This is a genomic window from Pigmentiphaga sp., assembly GCF_019689535.1.
Lineage (GTDB): Bacteria > Pseudomonadota > Gammaproteobacteria > Burkholderiales > Burkholderiaceae_B > Pigmentiphaga.
Window position 1 is genome coordinate 1 of the sequence record NZ_JADGHH010000052.1, and the last position, 19,698, is coordinate 19,698.

The window sequence follows — 19,698 nt, forward strand, 5'->3', positions numbered from 1 at the left end:
TTTGTTCAGGCTCCGGGGGGGGGGGCGCGGGGACGGCGCGTGCTGGAGCGCAGCTTCCGGATGTGGGAGCTGCACATATGTACGATTTGGAAGGGGTCGTCCGGGGCATGACTGACCGAGGACTGTTGCTGGTGACCGCGGAGTCGTGCACGGCAGGACTGATCGCGTCGATGCTCGCGGGGGTCCCAGGAGCCGGTGCGCTGCTCGATTGCGCCTTCGTCGTGTATTCGCCGCAGTCCAAGCTCCGCGCCCTGGGCGTGCCGGACAGGATCCTGCATGCCTACAACCTCACCAGTGAACCGGTGGCGCGCGCCATGGCGCAAGGGGCGCTCGCCCGCAGCCGCGCCAACGTGGCGATTGCAAACACTGGCGTCGCGGACGGGGGCGGGGCGGGGGTTGTGGCCGGCACCCAGTGTTTCGCGTGGGCCTTCGGGACGCCCGGAGGCGTGGAGATGTTTTCCGAAACCCGTCGCTTCACGGGGAATCGAGCCCAGGTGAGAGAGCAGGCGGCGCAGTATGCCCTGGGCCGCCTGATGCAGTATGCCGAGCGCGCAGCGCGGGGCTGACGCCGCGCCGGCGAACCGTGTTCAGTGTTGCTCGCTTTTGTCTGGAGCGCCGTCGTCGTCGGTTTGGCACAGCGTGGAGATGACGTTTTGCCAGCCTTTCTTGAACGAGGGATGCGCTTCATTGAGCGTCGGCTCGACCTGCTGCGCGATGGCCTGCATCACTTGACGCAATTGCTGCGAACTGGGATGGGCGGAAATCAACATGCTCACGACGTTTTGCAAAGCGGTGATTTGCCCCTTCAGGAATTCAGGGTCGGTCACAATGGCTCCTTTCATGGGTTTTCATGGAACGTCCTGGTTCGAACGCATCATCCGGCATCTTAACGGTTCTGCGCCGCCGGCGTTCGCACCAGGGTTTTCGCCAGTCTCGACATAGGTAGATTTCCCAGTATGGCGGCGCTGACATGCCCGCTCGATTCGTCTACGATGGGCGCACGCTGGAGGGCCGTAAGTATGGTTATGGTGATTGATCGCAAGAAGCTGGTGTGTTACGTCGTTGCCGTCAAGGATGCGGCCGGCGAACAGCGCTGCTGCGCACTCAACGAAGACCGCCAGTGGCTCGCCAACCTGGGCGCCGAGGCCGCCGCAACGGCAGAAAAGATTGGCGTGTTTTGCTGCAATCCGAGCACCGAGGTCAGACGGGCCGCCGCGGAGGCGCTTGGAGTCGCCCCCGATGCGGAATTCGTGGTCCATCGCTTGTTCCAGGACTCGGACAGCGACGAATGCGCAGAGGTCATCGCGCGCAAGGTCGGGTTGTTGCACTGACGCCATCAACATAGGCCGGGCTGCCGCGCGCGCGGCAGTGCCGGACGCCTTCTCATCACTTTCCCAGGAAATCGCCGAGCAACCCTCGTGCCCGAGCCAGGTCGGCTTCGGGCAAGCGCGCCCCTGCGCGGGCGGTGGTCAGGGCGTGGAGTAAAGAGTCGTCCTTGCCGGCGGCTTGGCCGGTTCGCCGGGAGCCGACATCCCCGCCGTACCGGCAGGCGCGTTGAAGTCGGCCCGTGCCCGCCCAGCGGGCAAGACCGGTGCCACTTCCGGCCTGACTTCCGTCAGCTTGTTCTGCAGCATGTAGTCGTTCATTTCGCGCCAGCCGTTGAAGATGGCCGCCTTGGACATGTGCGGATTGAAGGTGTAGCAGTCTTCCAAGGCCCGTCCGGCCTGCCGGCATGCCCCTCCGATCGCGCGGCCTTCGGCTTCTTTTCTGGCCTCGATTTGGGAGACGGGCTGCAGGCCGAGGTAGTCGCAGCCGGCGAGGGCCAGCAGGGCGCCTGTAGCCAAGATGCAGCGCCATGCACGCAGTTGTCGGCTGGCGGGGGCGAAGGCGGAAGCGGGGAAAAAGTGTCTGGAGCTCATGGTCCGTTTATCGGATGCTTTCGGGCAGAACTGAAGGGCGAGCTCAACTTATGTCGCGCCGTGCCGATATTTGCCGCATGACCGGCCATATTCCCACTCACCTGCCGCGAGACGGGGCGCCCGGCGACCTGACCCAGGGCGACCTCGAGGCGCTCGGGCGGTCGCTACTGTTTCGGGGCTGCCCGGCTGAAGTGCTCGATCGCGTCGGGCGCTTCGCATTCGTCACGCACCTGCCGCACGGGGCCATCTTGCTCCAGCCCGGCGAATCCAACCGCTACGTTTACGTGCTGGTCGAAGGGCAATTGGCGGCATTCCTCGATCCCGGCCTGGCCAAGCGCGTGGCGCGCTTCGTTCCGGGAGATGCCTTGGGCGAGCATGCGCTGGTCGGGCCGGACGGCGGCACGACCTACGTCGTCGCCCAGTGGCCGTCGAGGCTGGTGGCGCTCGATGCAGGGCCATTGCGGGAGATCATGGAGGTGGCTCCGCGCATTGCCCTCAATGCCCTCGATATGCTGGGCGCAAGGTTGCGAGCAGCCAATCTCCGGCATGATCCGCGGGAAGCGGCGAACATCGATTTCATGGCGAGCCGGGATGCCGTCACGGGCGTCCACAACCGGCGCTGGATGGAATCGGCGTTCGCCGCCGAGATCGCGCGCTGCAGCCAGGCAGGCGAACCCTCGTGCGTCGCGCTCATCGACGTCGATGGCTTCGACCGGCTGAACCAGGCGTTGGGGCGCGCCGCTGGCGATGCTATCCTGCGCCAGTTGGCCGATTTGACAAGAAATCTGCTGCCTTCCCTGGACATGCTGGCGCGCGTGTCGGCAGACCGCTTCGCTCTGTGGGTTCCCGCCTCGCTTGCCGATGCGGTCTCGCTGTGCGAGCGACTCCGCGCGCATGTCGGCGGACGCCAGTTCCCGCTGCGCGGGAACATGGGGACGCAGATCACTTTGTCGATCGGGGTGGCTCAGGCCCAGGGGAGTCTCGATGCGACGCTCGCCAAGGCGCAGGCGGCATTGGATCGCGCCAAGGAACGCGGACGGAACACCGTGGAGCCCCCGCCGGCCTGAGCGTTTTTCAACGTCGTGCCGAAGGAGTGCTGCATGGATGGCCTGAGTACCGAGTTCGACAGTCTGCTCCCCCCCTTGAGCTTGAACAGGCGGGGGTTCCTCACCACGTCGCTGGCCGGCGGCTTTGCGTTGGCGGCCGGTCCCGTGATGGCCCAGACGGCGATACGCACCGACACCGCAGGGCTGGTCGCGGGCGAGGTGAAGATCCCGGTGCGGGACGGAGGGATCCCCGCCTATCGCGCGGCGCCGGCCGGCAAGAAGAACGTCCCGGTCATCCTGGTAGTGCAGGAAATCTTCGGGGTGCACGAATACATCAAGGATGTCTGCCGGCGCTGGGCCAAGGCTGGCTACATGGCGGTGGCGCCAGAGCTGTACGCCCGGCAGGGCGATCCCTCCAAGTACACGGAGATCGCGAAGCTTCAGGCCGAACTCGTTAGCAAGGTACCGGACGAGCAGGTGCTGGCCGACCTCGATGCGACGGCCCGGTGGGCGGGCGCCCATGGCGGCAGTCGCACGCGCCTGGGCATTACCGGCTTCTGTTGGGGTGGGCGCATCGTCTGGCTGTATGCCGCGCACAACCCTGCGGTCAAGGCCGGGGTGGCGTGGTACGGGCGCCTGGTCGGGCAGCCCACGCCGCTGCAGCCGCGCAACCCGGTCGACGTGGCGGCGCAATTGAAGGCGCCGGTACTCGGCTTGTACGGCGGCGAGGATGCCGGCATTCCCGTCCCCACCATCAATGCCATGAAAGAGGCTTTGTCCAAGGGCGGCCCGGCTGCGCGCGAGTCGACCTTCGTGCTGTTTCGTAATGCGCCGCACGCTTTCCATGCCGATTACCGCCCCAGCTACCGCGAGGCAGAGGCCAAGGAAGGGTGGAGCCTGGCGCAAGACTGGTTCGCGCGGCACCTGTGAGCCCGACGTCGATGGCCGCGGCGCCGCCCGCGGCGGCTTCGCGGCCGCTATGGCTGGTGCTCGACGCATGCGTGCTGATGTCGAGCATACTGCGGCCGCTTTTGTTGGAGATGGCCGAAGCGGGGTGGTTTCGCCCAGTCTGGAGCGAGCGCATCGGCCTCGAATGGCGTCGCAACGCGTCGCGCATCTGGGGTGTTCCGCCGGAGGCGCTCGAGGCCGAATGGCTGGCCATGTGCCGCCGGTTTCCCGAGGCGGATCCCGGCGACGTGTCAGCCTATGAGGCCGGCCTTCGGTATAGCGATCCCAAAGACCGGCACGTCGTCGCCGCCGGCCTTGCCAGCCGCGCCCGCTCCGGGCTCCAGGTCGCGCCCGAAGTACGGGTGCTGACTTGGAACCTCAAGGACTTCAATCGTTCGGAACTGCGGCGACAAGGCCTTACCGTCTGGGATCCGGACCGACAGTTCGCGGCCTGGGCGAGCGAGGACCGCCTGCGCCTGCTCGCCTCGCTGGCCACGGTGCCCCGCCATGCGCGGGCGCTGGGGCGCGAAGAGCCGGTGCGCGTCACGTTGAAGCGCGAACGCCTGTTCCGTACGGGCAGGCTCCTCGCCGGCGAGCTCGGGATGGAAAACTAAAAACCGGGAAGTTACGTATACTTGCGTTTCTGCAACTGAGTTTCACGAGCTTGCCGTGACCTTAACCTATATTCTGCTCGCCACGGTAGCGAGCGGAGTCCTGTCGGTGATCGTCGCCGGCTGGCTGGCCTTTCGCTATTTCGCGCGCTTTCTCCACCAGATGATCAGTTTTTCGGTGGGGATCATGCTCTCGGTCGCGTTGCTCCACACCTTGCCCGAGGCCTTCGATTCGGACGCCGACACGCGCGTGTTGTTCGCGCTGTTGCTGATCGGCCTGCTCGGGTTTTTCGTGCTCGAGAAACTGGCCGTCCTGCGCCACAACCACCATCACGAACATGACGGACACGGGCATCCGCCGGGCCATGACGCCCATGAAGCGGGGCGGGGGGGGCTGGCGGTGCTCTTGGGCGACGGCCTGCACAACTTTTGCGACGGCATCGTGATCGCCGCGGCCTTCCTGGCCGACCCCATGCTGGGGCTATTGACGACCCTGACCATCGCCGTGCACGAAATTCCGCAGGAGCTTGGCGACTTTATCGTCCTCGTCAATGCCGGCTTTTCCCGCCAGCGGGCATTGGCTTTCAACGCCCTGTCGAGTCTCATGGCCATCGCGGGGGGCGTGGTCGGCTACTACCTGCTCGCCGACTCCAAGCCCTGGCTGCCGTATGTGCTGACCCTAGCCGCGAGCAGCTTCGTCTATATCGCCGTGGCAGACCTGATGCCGCAGATGCAGCGGCGCACGACGCTGCGCGAAAGCCTGCCCCAATTTGCATTGATCGCGGCGGGCGTGGTGATCGTCCACTTGCTGTACTCAGCGTTCCACCACGTTCCGGGGAACGGACACGCCCATGACTTGTCGCCGGTGCATGCGCAGGAGGCGCAGCGCGCTCCACGCTGATTGGCGGCTTTATTCGGGCGCAGACTGCGCCGTCGAGTCGGAAGAAGGTGGTTCCGAGCCGGGTGCCGGTTCGCCGCGGCCCTCGACGATGTAGGCCGCGGCCGCCACCAAGTGGCTGTTGATGCGGCGCAGGTCGCGCAACGCATCCAGGTGCAGTGCACTGGTTTCGGTGGTATCGATGCGCCTGCTACGCAGGCGCTCGAAATGGGCGCGCGTGGCCTTCGCCTCTAGGTCGCGGAAGGCGTCTTCTTCGGCCGCCAGGACGCGTGCGGCGCGCGGGTCGGCAGTCACGAACAGCGACGCCGCCAAGCGCAGGTTGGTCTCCAGGCGGCCGTGCATCTCGTCCAACTCCCTCCGGCCTTCCGGCGAGAAGCTGAGGCCGCGCTGGTTGAGCTTGCCGATCTCATTCAGCAGATTCTTGTCGAGGACGTCCCCGGCGTGCTCCAGGTTCGTGATGAAGGTAAGGATTTCGTTCGCGCGCTGGCGGTCCTCGGCGGTGAGTTCTTCTTGGTCCAGGTTGGCGACGTAGGTCTTGATGGCCCCGTTCAGGCGGTCGAGGACGTCATCCAGCCGCCGGGCTTCGGCGATGCGCTTGCGGTCGGCCGTGGCCAGAGCTTCGCGCGCGTGGTGCAGCATGGCCTGCAGCGTATCGGCCATGCGCAGGGCTTCCCGCGCTGCGTTGCCCAGCGCGACGACGGGCAGGGCGCGTGCGGCGCTGTCCAGGTACATGGGGCGGCCGGGATCCGTCTTGGAAGGGTCGGACGGCAGCCAGCGCTGCAGCAAGGCGGCGTAGGGCGTGAGCAGTGGCAGGAAGGCCGCGGCGAGCGCGAGGTTGAATATGGTGTGGAAGTTGGCGACGGCGCGTGCGTTGTCGCCAGTGAATGCCACCATCCAAGGGTGGATGTGGTGTAGCAGTGCCAACCCGACCAGGACGCCGACGACGCGGTTGAGGAAATTGCCCAGCGGAAGCCGACGCGCCGGCGCATCGTCCCGGGCCGATCCTTCGAGCAGGGGATTGATCGCCGTGCCGAGATTGGCGCCCAGCACCATCGCGAGCGCGCTGTCCATGGGAAGCAGTTCTTGCGCCGCGAACGACATGATGAGCAGCAGCACGGCGACGCTCGAGTGTGCCGCCCAGGCTAGGACTGCGGCCAGCAGGATGGCGAGGCCGGGGTGGCCGGACAGGGCCCCGAGTGCTGTCCATAGTTCAGGTAGCTCGCGGTACGGTGCGAGCTCGGCGAGCAGCAGGTGCAGCGCGAGCAGCAGCAGGCCCAGGCCAATGAGCACGCGCCCGGAATCGCGTATGTGGGTGGCATTGTCGCGGCGGAACATGACGACCCCGACGAGCACGAGGACGGGAGCGATCCGGGCGATGTCGAACGAAAGCACCTGGACGATGAGTGTCGTGCCCACATTGGCGCCTAGCATGGCGGCGAGCGCCGGCACCAGTTTCACCAGGCCGTTCGCCGCAAAGCCTGCGACGATGAGTCCGGTGGCCGTGCTGCTCTGGAGAATGGCGGTGACGCCGAGGCCGGCGAAGAATGCGGAGATGCGGTTGCCCAGGGCGACCCCGAGCATCATGCGCAGGCGCGGGCCGAACGCACGCTGGATGCCTGTCTGCACCAGGTAGATGCCCCAAAGGAGCAGCGCTACGTAACCTGCGATGTCGAATAGAGTGAGATAAGGGTTCATTGCCATGCCGTCCCGCGGGAAGCCGCTTCGCCTCGTCGCCGCGTGCGGCGATCCGCAGGCGGATGCCGGCGTGCGGCACGCCGCGCTATTGCATGTGCCAGCCGTGGCTGACGACGAAAGATTGCCCGGTGAAGGCGGCCGTCGGGAATGTGGCGAGGAAGAGCACGGTTTGCGCGACGTCCTGCAGCGTCGTGAACTCGCCATCCACGGTCTGGCCGAGCATGACCTTCTTGATCACTTCTTCCTCGCTAATGCCCAATTCCCGCGCTTGCTCGGGAATTTGTTTTTCGACCAGCGGCGTGCGTACGAACCCCGGGCAGACGACGTGCGAGCGCACATTGTGGGGCGCCCCTTCCTTGGCCAAGACCTTCGCCAGGCCGAGCAGCCCGTGCTTGGCGGCAACATAGGCTGACTTGAGCGGAGATGCCTCATGCGAATGCACGGACCCGGTATAGATCACGATGCCGCCCCGATCGTTCCGGTACATGTGCCTGAGCGCGGCCTTGGTGGTCAGGAACGCGCCGTCCAGATGGATGGATAGGACCTTCCTCCAGTCGGCGTAGGCGAACTGGTCAATGGGGCTGACGATTTGGATGCCGGCATTGGATACGAGGATGTCCACGCTGCCCAGGGTGTTCACGACGAGCTGGGTGCCTTGCTCCACGGCAGCTTCGTCGGTCACGTCGAAGTCCAGGGCCATCGCCTGGCAACCCTTGATCTTGAGCTCCTCGGCGGCCGCCTGGGCCGCTTGGAGATTGATGTCCGCGATGGCGACGGCGGCGCCGGACGCGGCTAGGGTGCTGGCGATTTCCTTGCCGATGCCGCTTGCGGCACCGGTGACGAGTGCGACTTTTCCGTGAAGCTGCATGTGGAGTCCTTGCAGGGGGTTGGAGGGAGCGCTCAGGACATGAGCGCCGAAGCCAGGAGCTGGTAGCTTCGGATCCGGTCCTGGTGGTTGTGGATCATCGTGTTGACCATGACCTCGTCGGCCGAGGTGGCGCGCGCCAGCGCGCCGATCGATTCGGCAAGCGCTTCGGGCGTGCCGATGTGGATGCGCGTGCGGTTGTATTGCCGCAGCGCCTCTTCGTCGGGCTCGTACCGATAGGCCAGGGCTTCTTCCACGCTGGGCAGCGGGTAGCGCGTGCGCCCCGTGCGCGTGCGCATCATGCTGAGGTCGGCAGTGGCGGCCAGCCTTTCGGCCTCCTCGGCGGTCGGCGCGCAGATGGCCGATACGGCCAGTATGGCCCGGGGTTCGTGGCCGAAGGGGGAAGCGCGGAACTCCTCTCGGTAAAGCCGCATGGCGGTGTAGACGTTCTCCGGCACGATGTGGTGCGCGTAGGCGAAACCGAAGCCGTTGGCAGCGGCGACGCGGGCGCCGTAGAGGCTGGAACCGAGGATCCAGATGGGCGGGCACGGCACCCCTACCGGCGTTGCCCGGACCCGCGAGTGCGGGTGATCCGCCGGCATGGCGTCCTTGAGGTAGCCGATCAGGTCGGATAGTTGGGCAGGGAAGTTGTCGGCATCGGCGTGGCCGCGCCGCAGCGCGCTTGCGGTGACGGGGTCCGTGCCCGGCGCCCGGCCGAGCCCGAGGTCGATGCGGCCGGGAAACATTGCCTCGAGCACGCGGAAGGTCTCGGCGACCTTGAGGGGGCTGTGGTTCGGCAGCATGACTCCGCCTGAACCCACCCGCAGCCGGGAGGTCGCTCCCGCGACGCGGGCGATCAGCAGTTCCGGCGTCGAGCAGGCCAGCATGCCGGTGTTGTGGTGCTCCGCAAGCCAATATCGATGGTAGCCGGCGGCTTCGGCATGGCGCGCCAGGTCGACACTGTTCGCAAGGGCGTCGCTGGGGGTAAAGCCCGAGGGGATGGGGCTCAGGTCGAGAACGGACAGCTTCAGGGGCATGGCGGAAACGGCAAATGGGATGCCTCAAGTGTGAACCCGGCTGCGCTTTGCTGCAAGCCGGCCTCCTCGATGCGCCCTGGGGCGCTGCGCCACGCGTGCCGCGGCGGGCGGCTCAGGCCTTGCGCTGCGCTTCCCGTAGCGTGCGCCACGTGGAGGTCAGGCCGGCCGCGGCAATCAACAGCATGCCCAGCCACGCGAGCGCATCCGGCTGGTCATTCCAGAAGAGATAGCCGAGCAGGATGGAGAATGGAATGGTGCTGTATTGGAGCACGGAAGACAGCGCGGCGGAACCACGGCTGAAGGCGCGGGTCATGGCGAACTGGCCGAAAAGGCCGCACAGCCCCACTCCGAGGAGCGTGAGCCAGCCATAAGGCGTCAGGCTTTTCCAGCCGGTCAGCATGGTTGCGAGTCCGCCCGTCAGGCAGGACGAGAGGGCGAAGAACAACACGATGCGCCATTCCGGTTCGCCGGCCCGGCCCAGCGAGCGCACCTGCATGACGGCGATGGCGGTCAGGCTGCCCGCGGCCAGCCCCGCAAACGCGGCAAGCCATTGGGACTGGTCGACGGTGGGCCGCAGGATGGCGATGACCCCGATGAAGCCGACGACGACTGCCACGGTGCGTAGCCGGTCGGTCATGTCGCGTTCGCGGACGTTCATCCACCCCGCGATGAAGAGCGGTGAGGTGTAGTTCAGCGTGACGGCCGTCGCCAGCGGGAGGTGCCCCATGGCGAAGAAAGACAGCCAGATGGACCCGGAGCCCGCGATATTGCGCATGACGTGCAGCCGCCACGTGGGAGAAATGATGGGGCGCCGGGTGGCCAGCGCCCAGGCCAGGATGCCGACCGCCGTCGGGATGCCGCGGAAAAGAATGATCTGGCCCAGGGAGGCTTGCTCGGATGCGAATTTCACGAACATGGCCATGATCGCGAACATCAGCGAGGCGAACAGCATCCAGAGGGCTTGCATGGACAGGGCAGAGTGGGCTAGGGAGGCCCGATTGTAGCGAGGGTGCATCGGGATTGGCCTTGAAACCGCTGTCCCGGCTACCATATAGCCCTTGCCGGGAAACGGGTATTGCCGACTCCCCACCTGCGCTGCGGCGGGCGGGGGGAACTTCCGACGCCCGTTGCCGTCTCAGTCGGCGCCGCGCGGGGCGGTTCCCGGTCAGCCGAGGAGGCTCATCGTCTCCTGGCCCACAACACAATCAAACCAAGGTATTCGGAGTTTCCAGCCCTCATGAAACGCATCGTGCTCTTTTTGGCGACCAACATCGCGGTCATGCTGGTATTGACCGCGACTCTCAGCATTCTCGGTGTCAACCGGTTCCTGACTGCCAACGGCCTCGATATCCAGATGCTGGCGATTTTCTCGCTGATCGTCGGCTTTACCGGGTCCACCATTTCGCTGCTCATGAGCAAGCCGATGGCCATATGGAGCACGGGCGCCCGGGTCATTGATCCGAACGCACCGCGCACCGCGGAGGAACAGTGGCTAGTAGACACCGTCCACCAGCTTGCCGATCGCGCGGGCATCGGCCGCCCCGACGTGGCGATTTACGAGGGCGAACCCAATGCCTTTGCAACGGGCGCGTTCAAGAACGATGCGTTGGTGGCCGTATCCACCGGGCTGCTCCGGAGCATGACCGAAGAGGAAGTCAGCGCCGTGTTGGGGCACGAGGTCGCCCACATCGCCAATGGCGACATGGTGACGCTTTCGCTGATCCAGGGGGTGGTGAATACCTTCGTCGTTTTCTTCGCGCGCGTGGTGGGATACGTCGTCGACCGCATCGTGTTGAAGAACGAGCGCGGCGGGGGCATCGGTTATTTCGCCACGGTCATCGTGTGCGAGCTCGTGTTCGGCATCCTTGCCTCCATGATCGTGGCTTGGTTCTCGCGCCAGCGCGAATATCGCGCGGACGCCGGGTCGGCGTATCTGCTCGGTTCGCGCACGCCCATGATCCACGCCCTCACCAGGCTGGCCGGAATGCAGCCCGGAAACCTTCCGAAGACGTTCGAATCGGCCGGCATTATCGGCGGCGGCCAGGGGCTGCGCGCGCTCTTCGCGACCCATCCCCCCATCGAGGACCGGATTCGCGCCCTAATGGCGGCAGGCGGGAAGCGGTAATTCCCCCGCCGGAAAATCGAGGACGCGGCGCCTGGCGCCGCCTGTGAAAATACGAAATGGCCTCGCCGTACGGCGAGGCCATTTTCGTTTGCACGTTGGGAAAATCCGCTCATTACAGCTTCTTTCCCGGCGGGGCTAAGCGCCCCGTCCTTAGCGCCCCGTCTTCAGGCGCAGGTCGTTCCTGACGTTTTGCACGCCTTCCACGCCGCGCGCGACTTCCACCGCGCGGGCAGCTTGGGCCTGGGAATCGACGAAGCCGGACAACTGCACGGTCCCGCGGAAAGTTTCCACGTTGACGTCGGCGGCGCTGACGTCCTTCGCCGCAAGCAGCGCGGCTTTCACTTTCGCGGTAATCGCGGCGTCGCTCGTATATTCACCCGCAGATTGCTGGGTGCGGGTCGACGTGCAGGCGCCCATGACAGCGGTGGAACCGATAATGCCGGCGATAAGCAGGGTACGGATGATCATGGTTTTTCTCCTTGCGTGTTGGTTATCTTCTAAAAACGCCGCTCAAGAGCGACAGGACGGCAAGCACAATGAAAATGAAGAACAAGATCTTGGCGATAGAGGCTGCACCGGCCGCGATGCCGCCGAAACCCAATACCGCCGCGATGATGGCGATGATGAAAAATACGACTGCGTAATGCAGCATGATTGCCCTCCCGTCGTTTCTTGCCGTTGGCGAGGTCCGGGTCAGCAAAAAAAGGACCCGGGGCTTATGGTCAAGCTAACCGCCGGGCGCGCCTGCCACAAGGCACCGGTGTATGGATTTGTAATTTCTCGCCCCAGGCCCAGGCGTGTGTACTTATTGCTTCGTCCGCAGGCAAACAAAAAGCGCCCGCAAGGGGCGCTTTAAAAATGAGATGGGCAGCAAGTTACGTTTTAAATACTTTCGGGCTCGTTCATCACTTTCCGATACCACTCATGGAAATGCTGCATGCCGTCTTCCATGGGCGATTGATAAGGCCCGGCTTCGTCGGCACCGCGTTCCATTAGCGCACGGCGGCCTTTGTCCATGCGTTCGGCGATTTCGTCGTCTTCGACGGCGGTTTCCATGTAGGCGGCCTGCTGCGCTTCCACGAATTCGCGTTCGAAATGGACGATTTCCTCGGGATAATAAAACTCGACGATATTGACGGTTTCCTGCGGCCCTTTTGGATACAGCGTCGACAAAACCAGGGTGTGCGGGTAGATCTCGATCATGTGGGTCGGGAAATGCGTGACCCAGATCGCGCCGAATTCCGGCGTGCTGCCGTTGCGATAGGCAAGCAGGGCGTCGTGCCAGCGCTGGTACACGGGTGACCCGGGATGGGCCAGCGCATTGTGCACGCCGACGCGCTGCAGGCTGTAGTACTCGCCGAACTCCCAGGTCAGGTCGTCGCAGGTGACGAAGCGGCCCAGTCCGGGATGGAAGGGGCCGACGTGGTAGTCCTCGAGATAGACCTCAATGAAAGTTTTCCAGTTGTAGTTGCACTGGTGGACTTCCACGCGGTCGAGCACGTAATCGCTGAAGTCGAACTCGGGACGCCCGAGCAGGGGCGCGAGTTCGGTGGCGACATTGCGGTTGCCGTGGCGCGGGGCTTCGAACAGCGAGCCGTTCCATTCCTGGAGCGGGAAGCGTTGCAGGTCCAGCCCCGGCGTTTCGCTGAACAGCGGCGCGCCGATGAGCTTGCCGTGGGCGTCGTAGGTCCAGCGATGCAGCGGGCATACGATGTGGCCCGGGCGCCCGAGGTTGCCGGCGCAATGCGCCGCTTCCTTCGTTTCGCCGGGGGCATGCTTGCCCAGCATGAGCGCCTGCCTGTGACGGCAGACGTTGGACAACAGCTCGATGCCGCCCTGGTTGCGCACCAGCACGCGGCCGTCGTTTTCCTGGATCAGGGTACGGTAGTCTCCAATCTCGGGAACGCTTTTCTCGTGCCCGACGTAAAGGGGAGACTGGCCAAAAATCACTTGCAGTTCGCGCTCGTAGCGCGCTTTATCGAAATAGGCACTGACTGGGAGCTGCGCTCGGCTCGCCGTCACATGCGCCACGCGACCGATATCGGTCATGACTTCCCTCCGCGAGAGTTGTGAAGCCAATACCCCACAGTGCGACACCGCCCCTTACGCGACCTGGAGCGGCACGGGAACGTCACAAGCTGGTACTGGCGCGAAGAAAATGATCTGCCCGATCAAAGCCGGCTATTGTACCCCGGACGGGGGGATAAGTCCCCGCGGGCACTGGGGGCAGTGCGGGGCCAGTCGCCGCGATCCCGTACAATGCCAGGTTCGGTGCCGTGTGTTGAGAAGGAGGCGTGATTGGCCGAGAAGCAAGTGAATGTGCCGGAAGCGGACAAGGGCGCCGCGGCGGAGGCCTTGCCTCAGGATTTCGAAACCGCGCTCAGCGAACTCGAGGCTTTGGTGGCGAAGATGGAAGACGGCGCCATGCCTCTCGAACAATCCCTAGCGGCGTATCGGCGGGGCGTCGAGCTGGTGCGGGTTTGCCAAGACCGCCTGGCGCGCGCCGAGCAGCAGGTGAAAGTGCTCGAGGGCGAATTGCTCCGCCCGCTCGACGAGGCCGGGGATTGAGTCGATGACCGCCTGCGATGACGGATTTCCCGCGTGGATGGCGGCTTGCGGCGAGCGCGCGGAACAGGCGCTCGCGCGCTGCTTGCCCGACGAGAGCGTCGCGCCCAACACCCTCCACCGGGCCATGCGGTACGCCGTGCTGGGCGGCGGCAAGCGCGTGCGCCCCATGCTGACCTACGCGGCGGGCGAGGCCTGTGGCGCAAGCGGGCCGGCGGGCGAGGCCGCACTCGATGCGGCGGCCGCGGCGGTGGAATTGATACACGCCTATTCCCTCGTCCATGACGACATGCCCTGCATGGATGACGATGCCATGCGCCGGGGCAGGCCGTCCGTGCACGTCGAATTCGGCGAGGCGACCGCCCTGCTGGTGGGCGACGCGCTGCAGGCGCTGGCATTCGACGTGCTGGCAGCCATGCCGGTGGCGCCCGGCTTGACGGTGCAGGCCGTACAGGCGTTGGCTGCGGCTGCCGGCAGCCGCGGCATGGCGGGCGGGCAAGCCATCGATCTGGCAAGCGTGGGCAAGAGCTTGAACCGCGACGAGCTCGAGGCCATGCATCGCATGAAGACGGGCGCGTTGCTGCGTGCCAGCGCGGCGCTGGGCGGCATTGTCGTGGGGGCGAGCTCTGCCCAGCGCGCAGCCCTCGACGGCTATGCGCAGGCCGTGGGGCTGGCCTTCCAGGTGGTCGACGATATTCTCGACGTCACTGCCGATTCGGCGCGCCTGGGCAAGACGGCCGGCAAGGATGCGGCCGCCGACAAGCCCACCTATGTATCCATCCTCGGCCTGGAAGAGGCCCGGGCGCTGGCGGAGCGCCTGCGCCTGGCCGCGCACGAGGCGATCGCGCCACTTGGGCCGGGGGCCGCACGCTTGGCGGCGCTGGCCGACTTCATCGTCTTGCGCGATCGCTGAACGGAGATTCCGCACATGCCAACGAAATTGCTGGACCGCATCGACTCTCCGGCTGACCTGAAGAAACTGGACCGATGCCAGCTTCCGGCCCTGGCGGACGAGTTGCGGGCCTTCGTGCTCGAGTCCGTCTCCCGCACGGGCGGCCACCTTTCGTCCAATCTCGGCACGGTGGAGTTGACGCTGGCCCTGCATTACGTGTTCGATACGCCGCATGACCGCATCGTCTGGGATGTCGGACACCAGACCTACGCCCACAAGATTCTGACGGGCCGCCGCGCGGGCATGGCCACGCTGCGCCAGATGGGCGGCATGTCGGGCTTTCCGCGCCGCAGCGAGTCCGAGTATGACGCCTTCGGCACGGCGCATTCCTCGACCTCCATCTCTGCCGCGCTCGGCATGGCGGTGGCGGCGCGCAACGCCGGCATCCAACGCAAACACATCGCGGTCATCGGCGACGGCGCGATGTCCGCCGGCATGGCCTTCGAGGCGCTCAACAACGGCGGCGTCATGCCGGACATCGACCTGTTGGTCATCCTGAACGACAACGACATGTCGATCTCGCCGCCGGTCGGGGCGCTGAACCGCTACCTGGCGCGCCTGATGTCCGGGAAGTTTTATGCCGCCGCGCGCAACGTGGGCAAGGCGGTCCTGTCGCATGTGCCACCCGTGCTCGAGTTCGCGCGCCGGATCGAGGAACATGCCAAGGGCATGGTGACGCCGGCTACCATGTTCGAAGAGCTGGGCTTCAACTACGTGGGCCCCATCGACGGCCACGATCTCGATTCGCTGATCCCGACGCTGCAGAACATGCGCAAGCTGACGGGGCCGCGCTTTCTGCACGTAGTCACTCGCAAGGGGCGAGGCTACAAGCTGGCCGAAGCGGATCCGGTGCTCTACCACGGCCCGGGTAAGTTCGACCCGGCGGTCGGCATCGCCGCACCCGCTACGCCGCCCCGCAAGACGTTCACGCAGGTGTTCGGAGAATGGCTGTGTGACCAGGCGGCCGCCGACTCACGATTGATCGGCATTACCCCGGCCATGCGCGAAGGTAGCGGTTTGGTGGAGTTCGAGCAACGTTACCCCGATCGCTATTTCGACGTCGGCATCGCCGAGCAGCATGCGGTGACATTCGCCGCCGGGCTGGCGTGCGAGGGGCTCAAGCCGGTGGTCGCGATCTATTCGACTTTTCTGCAGCGCGGCTATGACCAGATGATCCACGACGTGGCGCTGCAGAACCTGGACGTGACGTTCGCGCTCGATCGCGCGGGCCTGGTTGGGGCGGACGGCGCCACGCATGCCGGCAATTACGATATTGCCTTCGTGCGCTGCATCCCCAATATGGTCGTGGCCACGCCTTCGGATGAAGCGGAGTGCAGGCTACTGCTTTCGACGTGTTATGCCTATCCGGGCCCGGCCACCGTCCGCTATCCGCGCGGCGCGGGAAGGGGCGTCGTCCCGGCGCCCGGGCTGGACACCGTGCCGCTGGGCAAGGGGGTCGTGCGTCGGGAAAGCGGACGCCTTGGAGCAGGAAAGCCGGGCATCGCCATCCTCGCATTCGGCACCCTGGCCGTTCCCGCCTTGAAGGCGGGCGAAGCCTTGGATGCCACCGTGGCCGACATGCGCTTTGTCAAGCCCATCGACCGCGAGCTCATCCTGGACCTGGCAAGCCGGCATGCGGCGCTGGTCACGGTGGAAGAGGGCTGCATCATGGGCGGCGCAGGCAGCGCCGTCTGCGAGACGCTGAACGAGGCCGGCGTATGCCTCCCCGTGCTACAGCTAGGCTTGCCCGACCGCTTCATCGACCATGGCGATCAGGCGGCGCTGCTGGCCGGGCTGGGATTGGACGCCGCCGGCATCGAGGAATCGATACGCACGCGTTTTCCCGAATGGGCAAAATGAGCTCGACCAGGGTTAGCCCGGTATTTCCATCTGTCCGACAAGCGCAAAATTACTTTTGCTGAAGCGCTTTGCGAAGCGTTGCAGCGAGCTTGGGAATACTTGATGTAAAACCGGTAGATATAACCTGCTGTCGTGGGGAGTATGCGTCAATGCCCGCACCACTGAGATCCCCCAATCCATCGGCGCCGTTGGCCACCCTGCGCGAGATCCTAGGCTACAACGTCCGCGCGTTTCGGGTCGCCCAGAAGATGTCGCAGGAGCAACTCGGGTTCGCCGCCCATCTCGACCGGACGTTCGTCAGTCAGGTCGAGCGGGCGCGCGTCAATATTTCGGTGGACAACATCGAAAAGCTGGCCAAGGCGCTGGATCTCGATCCCGCTCTTTTGTTCAAGCGGCCCACGCTTTGAACGGATGCGGCACGGCCGTCCGGGCCGTGCCTTCGAGGGCGGGACGTGCATACGCGCGTAGAGGGCTTAGTCCCGGAAGTTCTCGAATCCGAGAGGCAAATCCGTCACTTCCTTTCTTAGCATGGCGATCGTCGCCTGCAAGTCGTCGCGCTTGGCGCCTTGCACGCGGACGGTGTCGCCCTGGATGCTTGCCTGGACCTTTAATTTGCTGTTCTTGACCAACGCAACGATTTTCTTCGCGGCGTCCTGCGGTACGCCGTTGCGCACCGTCAGCACCTGCTTGACCTTGTCGCCGCCGATCTTCTCTATCTTGCCGTGGTCGAGGAAGCGCACGTCTACATTGCGCTTGGCCATCTTGTTCAGCAGGACGTCGCGCACCTGGTTGAGTTGGAACTCACTATCGGCATACGCGACCAATTCTTTTTCGCTTTGCTCTACCCTGGCGTCCGAACCTTTGAAGTCGAAGCGGGTGCCGATTTCTTTGTTGGTCTGTTCTACCGCATTGCGCAGTTCCACCTGGTTGGGTTTGCAGACGACATCGAATGTAGGCATGGATATGGCTCCGTGGGAGGCGGCCCGCAGGCCGGTCGATGGGATAGGAAGAATTGTAGTCAAGTAAGATGGCGGGGCTGCGGGAACCCGTCCCGCCCCGATAGGTTTTCCGGTGATTCGATTGGCTGATTCCGATACCCGTTCTTCTTTGCCCGCCCCCGGCGCCTGCGATCTGTCCTCGCTCAATACCTTCGCGCTCGAAAGCCTCGCTCCTGCCTGCGTCTCATTGCACGACGAGGCCGACCTGCCGCGGTTGGCGACGCTGGCCAAGCGCTACGACGCGCTCCTGGTGTTGGGGGGGGGGAGCAACGTCGTGCTGCCGCCCAAAGTCCGCGGGCTGGTCGCCCGGGTGGCGCTGCGGGGCGTGCGCCTGGCAGGCGAAGACGCGCGGATGCGCATCGTCGAGGCCGCGGCCGGCGAGTCCTGGCACGGGCTCGTGGCGCATTGCGTCGAGCAAGGCTGGGGAGGGTTGGAGAACCTGGCCTTGATCCCGGGCACGGTGGGCGCAGCGCCTGTGCAGAACATCGGCGCCTATGGCGTGGAGTTGTGCGAGCGCTTCGCCGGGTTGCGCGCGTACGACTTGCTGCGGGAGGAATGGGTGGACATGGATGCCTCCCAGTGTGGATTCGGCTACCGCGACAGCGTGTTCAAGCGCGAGCCCGGCCGTTGGGTCATCGCCTCCGTGCGGGTGACGCTGCCCAAGCCGTGGCGGCCCGTGCTCGAGTATCCGGACCTGCAGCGCCATCCCCGCCTGGTGGGCGCGCCGTCGCCGCGCGACGTTTTCGAAGCCGTGTGCGAGATCCGGCGCGCCAAGCTGCCCGATCCAGCGGTACTGGGCAATGCCGGCAGTTTCTTCAAGAATCCGGTGGTGCCGGCTGCACAGTACGAGGCCTTGCGCGCGCGCTTCCCCGGGCTGGTGGGGTACCCCCAGGCCAATGGCGGCTACAAGCTCGCCGCCGGCTGGCTAATCGACCAGTGCGGCTGGAAAGGGCGGCGTCTGGGCCCGGTGGGGGTCCACGAACGGCAGGCGCTGGTGCTCGTGAACCATGGCGGGGCGCGGGCCGCCGACGTGCTGGCCCTGGCCGAGGCCATCCGCCGTGATGTGGAAAACCGGTACGGCGTGGTCCTGGAGCCGGAACCGGTCGTCGTGCCGGGCGCCTCGGAGCGCACGTAGCGCCGCGCTAGGCGGCCTTGCGCGTGCGCACGTACCGTTCAATGAATCGCAGCAGCAGCGCCTGGGCTTCGGGCGTGGGGCGCATGTGTGCTTTCAAGGTGTCCAGGTCGAAGCCTTCTTCTTTCAGCCGGTCGGCGTAATGCGCAAGATAGGTGGCCATGATCTCGGTGCAGAACTCCGGATGGAACTGCGTGGACAGCACGCCGTCGCCATACTGCACGATCTGGTGGGCGTCGTGGTCCGAGCGGGCGAGCACGGTGGCGCCGGGCGGCAATTCGACCACGGTCTGCTGGTGGATGAGCTGGGCGGGAAAGTGGCTGGGTAATCCAGCCGTCAGCGGGGCGTTGCAGGCCGGCTCCAGCAATTCGATGTCCCGAGTGCCGACTTCGCGTCCGCGCGGATGGTAGTCGACCCGCCCGCCCAGCGCGTGGGCCAACAATTGGTGGCCGTAGCAAATGCCGTAGATGGGCAGCTTCTCGTCGACCGCCTGTCGCACCCAGGCGGCGGCCCGTTCGCTCCAAGGCGCGCGTTCGGTCACCATGGCGGGCGAGCCCGTGATGATGGCTGCGCGGTAGCTCGAAGGCGGGCGCAGGGCTTCGCCTCGGTAGACAGCGATGATTTCCGCTTCGTCCGGCCGCAGCCCCGCCGCCCGGCAGATCATGTGGCTGAAACTGCCGTGCCGGCCGGCAACCGGTGCGGGAGGCACGCCGGTTTCGATAATGGCTACGGGCGGTGCGGCTTGCTCGGTCATGGCAAGAATGAATGTTGGGGCGGCAGGGGCAAAAACGAGATCGGCGACCCGTGGTCGCCGATCGTCCGTGTGGGCGCCCGTCAGGGGGCGGATGAGGCAAGCATTGCCACCGAACTCATCCGCGCTTGCGGCGAGCGTTTTCGGCAATCCGCATGCGCAGCGCGTTCAGCTTGATGAAACCGCCGGCATCGGCTTGGTCGTAGGCGCCGCCGTCGTCGTCGAAGGTTGCGATGGTCTGGTCGAACAGGGTGTCCTTGGAGTCGCGCGCCACCGTATAGACGTTGCCCTTGTAC

23 protein-coding genes and 1 pseudogene are annotated in these 19,698 nt (G+C 65.4%); 12 read left to right on the forward strand and 12 right to left on the reverse strand.

Annotated elements, in window-relative coordinates; genetic code table 11:
• Positions 1-107 precede the first annotated feature (107 nt).
• Positions 108-566 carry a CinA family protein gene (locus tag IRZ12_RS06595; protein WP_296466011.1) on the forward strand — a complete coding sequence of 153 codons (459 nt, stop codon included), beginning with the start codon at positions 108-110 and terminating at the stop codon, positions 564-566.
• Positions 567-587: 21 nt separating this feature from the next.
• Here the strand turns inward: IRZ12_RS06595 and IRZ12_RS06600 are convergent, their stop codons facing one another.
• Entirely contained in the window at positions 588-842 is a 255-nt protein-coding gene (locus tag IRZ12_RS06600) for a hypothetical protein (protein ID WP_296466013.1), read from the reverse strand.
• 177 nt (positions 843-1,019) lie between these two features.
• Between IRZ12_RS06600 and IRZ12_RS06605 the strand changes: the two genes are divergently transcribed.
• On the forward strand, positions 1,020-1,331 hold the full coding sequence (locus IRZ12_RS06605; protein ID WP_296466016.1) for a hypothetical protein: 312 nt from the start codon (positions 1,020-1,022) through the stop codon (positions 1,329-1,331).
• 138 nt (positions 1,332-1,469) lie between these two features.
• Here IRZ12_RS06605 and IRZ12_RS06610 read toward each other — a convergent pair whose 3' ends face one another.
• Entirely contained in the window at positions 1,470-1,844 is a 375-nt protein-coding gene (locus IRZ12_RS06610; RefSeq protein WP_296466019.1) for a hypothetical protein, read from the reverse strand.
• A gap of 152 nt (positions 1,845-1,996) precedes the next feature.
• On the opposite strand from IRZ12_RS06610, the gene IRZ12_RS06615 reads away from it, so the two are divergent.
• The 4 genes from IRZ12_RS06615 to IRZ12_RS06630 are packed head-to-tail and all read left to right on the forward strand — an operon-like array spanning position 1,997 to position 5,425.
• On the forward strand, positions 1,997-2,986 hold the full coding sequence (locus IRZ12_RS06615) for a GGDEF domain-containing protein (RefSeq protein ID WP_296466022.1): 990 nt from the start codon (positions 1,997-1,999) through the stop codon (positions 2,984-2,986).
• Between the two features lie 33 nt (positions 2,987-3,019).
• Entirely contained in the window at positions 3,020-3,895 is an 876-nt protein-coding gene (locus tag IRZ12_RS06620; protein WP_296466024.1) for a dienelactone hydrolase family protein, read from the forward strand.
• Positions 3,896-3,906: 11 nt separating this feature from the next.
• Positions 3,907-4,527 (forward strand): PIN domain-containing protein, encoded by a 621-nt coding sequence (locus IRZ12_RS06625; RefSeq protein ID WP_296466069.1) that lies wholly within the window; start codon positions 3,907-3,909, stop codon positions 4,525-4,527.
• Positions 4,528-4,582: 55 nt separating this feature from the next.
• Complete coding sequence (locus tag IRZ12_RS06630) at positions 4,583-5,425, forward strand: ZIP family metal transporter (protein ID WP_296466028.1); 843 nt, start codon at positions 4,583-4,585, stop codon at positions 5,423-5,425.
• Between the two features lie 9 nt (positions 5,426-5,434).
• On the opposite strand, the gene IRZ12_RS06635 is transcribed toward IRZ12_RS06630, so the two are convergent.
• From IRZ12_RS06635 to IRZ12_RS06650, 4 genes are all read right to left on the reverse strand, one after another.
• Positions 5,435-7,117, reverse strand: coding sequence for a Na/Pi cotransporter family protein (locus IRZ12_RS06635; RefSeq protein ID WP_296466031.1), 1,683 nt, complete (start codon positions 7,115-7,117; stop codon positions 5,435-5,437).
• An 85-nt stretch (positions 7,118-7,202) separates the two neighbouring features.
• On the reverse strand, positions 7,203-7,985 hold the full coding sequence (locus IRZ12_RS06640) for a 3-hydroxybutyrate dehydrogenase (protein WP_296466034.1): 783 nt from the start codon (positions 7,983-7,985) through the stop codon (positions 7,203-7,205).
• A 32-nt stretch (positions 7,986-8,017) separates the two neighbouring features.
• Positions 8,018-9,019, reverse strand: coding sequence for an LLM class flavin-dependent oxidoreductase (locus IRZ12_RS06645; RefSeq protein ID WP_296466037.1), 1,002 nt, complete (start codon positions 9,017-9,019; stop codon positions 8,018-8,020).
• Between the two features lie 112 nt (positions 9,020-9,131).
• Positions 9,132-9,986 carry a DMT family transporter gene (locus tag IRZ12_RS06650; RefSeq protein WP_296466071.1) on the reverse strand — a complete coding sequence of 285 codons (855 nt, stop codon included), beginning with the start codon at positions 9,984-9,986 and terminating at the stop codon, positions 9,132-9,134.
• A gap of 270 nt (positions 9,987-10,256) precedes the next feature.
• Here IRZ12_RS06650 and htpX point away from each other — a divergent pair, with 270 nt between their 5' ends.
• Positions 10,257-11,144, forward strand: a complete 888-nt coding sequence (gene htpX / locus IRZ12_RS06655; protein WP_296466040.1) for a protease HtpX — start codon at positions 10,257-10,259, stop codon at positions 11,142-11,144.
• 150 nt (positions 11,145-11,294) lie between these two features.
• Here htpX and IRZ12_RS06660 read toward each other — a convergent pair whose 3' ends face one another.
• The 3 genes from IRZ12_RS06660 to IRZ12_RS06670 form a co-directional block, all read right to left on the reverse strand.
• Positions 11,295-11,561 (reverse strand): BON domain-containing protein, encoded by a 267-nt coding sequence (locus IRZ12_RS06660; protein ID WP_296466075.1) that lies wholly within the window; start codon positions 11,559-11,561, stop codon positions 11,295-11,297.
• 73 nt (positions 11,562-11,634) lie between these two features.
• Positions 11,635-11,796 (reverse strand): DUF1328 domain-containing protein, encoded by a 162-nt coding sequence (locus IRZ12_RS06665; RefSeq protein WP_296466046.1) that lies wholly within the window; start codon positions 11,794-11,796, stop codon positions 11,635-11,637.
• Between the two features lie 230 nt (positions 11,797-12,026).
• Entirely contained in the window at positions 12,027-13,193 is a 1,167-nt protein-coding gene (locus IRZ12_RS06670) for an aromatic ring-hydroxylating dioxygenase subunit alpha (RefSeq protein WP_296466049.1), read from the reverse strand.
• A gap of 264 nt (positions 13,194-13,457) precedes the next feature.
• On the opposite strand from IRZ12_RS06670, the gene IRZ12_RS06675 reads away from it, so the two are divergent.
• The 4 genes from IRZ12_RS06675 (at position 13,458) to IRZ12_RS06690 (ending at position 16,928) form a co-directional block, all read left to right on the forward strand.
• Complete coding sequence (locus IRZ12_RS06675; RefSeq protein ID WP_296466078.1) at positions 13,458-13,712, forward strand: exodeoxyribonuclease VII small subunit; 255 nt, start codon at positions 13,458-13,460, stop codon at positions 13,710-13,712.
• A gap of 4 nt (positions 13,713-13,716) precedes the next feature.
• Positions 13,717-14,622 (forward strand): polyprenyl synthetase family protein, encoded by a 906-nt coding sequence (locus tag IRZ12_RS06680; protein WP_296466052.1) that lies wholly within the window; start codon positions 13,717-13,719, stop codon positions 14,620-14,622.
• A gap of 15 nt (positions 14,623-14,637) precedes the next feature.
• Positions 14,638-16,521: a 1-deoxy-D-xylulose-5-phosphate synthase gene (gene dxs / locus IRZ12_RS06685; protein ID WP_296466054.1), complete on the forward strand. Its 1,884-nt coding sequence runs from the start codon at positions 14,638-14,640 to the stop codon at positions 16,519-16,521.
• 149 nt (positions 16,522-16,670) lie between these two features.
• Entirely contained in the window at positions 16,671-16,928 is a 258-nt protein-coding gene (locus IRZ12_RS06690; protein WP_296466057.1) for a helix-turn-helix transcriptional regulator, read from the forward strand.
• A gap of 66 nt (positions 16,929-16,994) precedes the next feature.
• Here the strand turns inward: IRZ12_RS06690 and IRZ12_RS06695 are convergent, their stop codons facing one another.
• Positions 16,995-17,480 carry a YajQ family cyclic di-GMP-binding protein gene (locus tag IRZ12_RS06695; protein ID WP_296466060.1) on the reverse strand — a complete coding sequence of 162 codons (486 nt, stop codon included), beginning with the start codon at positions 17,478-17,480 and terminating at the stop codon, positions 16,995-16,997.
• Between the two features lie 121 nt (positions 17,481-17,601).
• Between IRZ12_RS06695 and murB the strand changes: the two genes are divergently transcribed.
• Positions 17,602-18,654, forward strand: a complete 1,053-nt coding sequence (murB, locus tag IRZ12_RS06700; protein WP_296466063.1) for a UDP-N-acetylmuramate dehydrogenase — start codon at positions 17,602-17,604, stop codon at positions 18,652-18,654.
• Positions 18,655-18,661: 7 nt separating this feature from the next.
• Here the strand turns inward: murB and IRZ12_RS06705 are convergent, their stop codons facing one another.
• Positions 18,662-19,405, reverse strand: coding sequence for a glutamine amidotransferase (locus IRZ12_RS06705; RefSeq protein ID WP_296466066.1), 744 nt, complete (start codon positions 19,403-19,405; stop codon positions 18,662-18,664).
• A gap of 115 nt (positions 19,406-19,520) precedes the next feature.
• Positions 19,521-19,698, reverse strand: a pseudogene (locus IRZ12_RS06710) (argininosuccinate synthase domain-containing protein); the annotation flags it as partial.

Coding starts and splice junctions, on each gene's coding strand:
- IRZ12_RS06645 (WP_296466037.1), bottom strand. CDS start 9,019: ATGCCCCTGAAGCTGTCCGTTCTCGACCTGAGCCCCATCCCCTCGGGC.
- IRZ12_RS06620 (WP_296466024.1), top strand. CDS start 3,020: ATGGATGGCCTGAGTACCGAGTTCGACAGTCTGCTCCCCCCCTTGAGC.
- IRZ12_RS06660 (WP_296466075.1), bottom strand. CDS start 11,561: ATGGGCGCCTGCACGTCGACCCGCACCCAGCAATCTGCGGGTGAATAT.
- IRZ12_RS06625 (WP_296466069.1), top strand. CDS start 3,907: ATGGCCGCGGCGCCGCCCGCGGCGGCTTCGCGGCCGCTATGGCTGGTG.
- IRZ12_RS06695 (WP_296466060.1), bottom strand. CDS start 17,480: ATGCCTACATTCGATGTCGTCTGCAAACCCAACCAGGTGGAACTGCGC.
- IRZ12_RS06680 (WP_296466052.1), top strand. CDS start 13,717: ATGACCGCCTGCGATGACGGATTTCCCGCGTGGATGGCGGCTTGCGGC.
- IRZ12_RS06640 (WP_296466034.1), bottom strand. CDS start 7,985: ATGCAGCTTCACGGAAAAGTCGCACTCGTCACCGGTGCCGCAAGCGGC.
- dxs (WP_296466054.1), top strand. CDS start 14,638: ATGCCAACGAAATTGCTGGACCGCATCGACTCTCCGGCTGACCTGAAG.
- IRZ12_RS06705 (WP_296466066.1), bottom strand. CDS start 19,405: ATGACCGAGCAAGCCGCACCGCCCGTAGCCATTATCGAAACCGGCGTG.
- IRZ12_RS06665 (WP_296466046.1), bottom strand. CDS start 11,796: ATGCTGCATTACGCAGTCGTATTTTTCATCATCGCCATCATCGCGGCG.
- IRZ12_RS06670 (WP_296466049.1), bottom strand. CDS start 13,193: ATGACCGATATCGGTCGCGTGGCGCATGTGACGGCGAGCCGAGCGCAG.
- htpX (WP_296466040.1), top strand. CDS start 10,257: ATGAAACGCATCGTGCTCTTTTTGGCGACCAACATCGCGGTCATGCTG.
- IRZ12_RS06690 (WP_296466057.1), top strand. CDS start 16,671: ATGCCCGCACCACTGAGATCCCCCAATCCATCGGCGCCGTTGGCCACC.
- IRZ12_RS06635 (WP_296466031.1), bottom strand. CDS start 7,117: ATGAACCCTTATCTCACTCTATTCGACATCGCAGGTTACGTAGCGCTG.
- IRZ12_RS06650 (WP_296466071.1), bottom strand. CDS start 9,986: ATGCAAGCCCTCTGGATGCTGTTCGCCTCGCTGATGTTCGCGATCATG.
- IRZ12_RS06605 (WP_296466016.1), top strand. CDS start 1,020: ATGGTTATGGTGATTGATCGCAAGAAGCTGGTGTGTTACGTCGTTGCC.
- IRZ12_RS06600 (WP_296466013.1), bottom strand. CDS start 842: ATGAAAGGAGCCATTGTGACCGACCCTGAATTCCTGAAGGGGCAAATC.
- IRZ12_RS06595 (WP_296466011.1), top strand. CDS start 108: ATGACTGACCGAGGACTGTTGCTGGTGACCGCGGAGTCGTGCACGGCA.
- IRZ12_RS06615 (WP_296466022.1), top strand. CDS start 1,997: ATGACCGGCCATATTCCCACTCACCTGCCGCGAGACGGGGCGCCCGGC.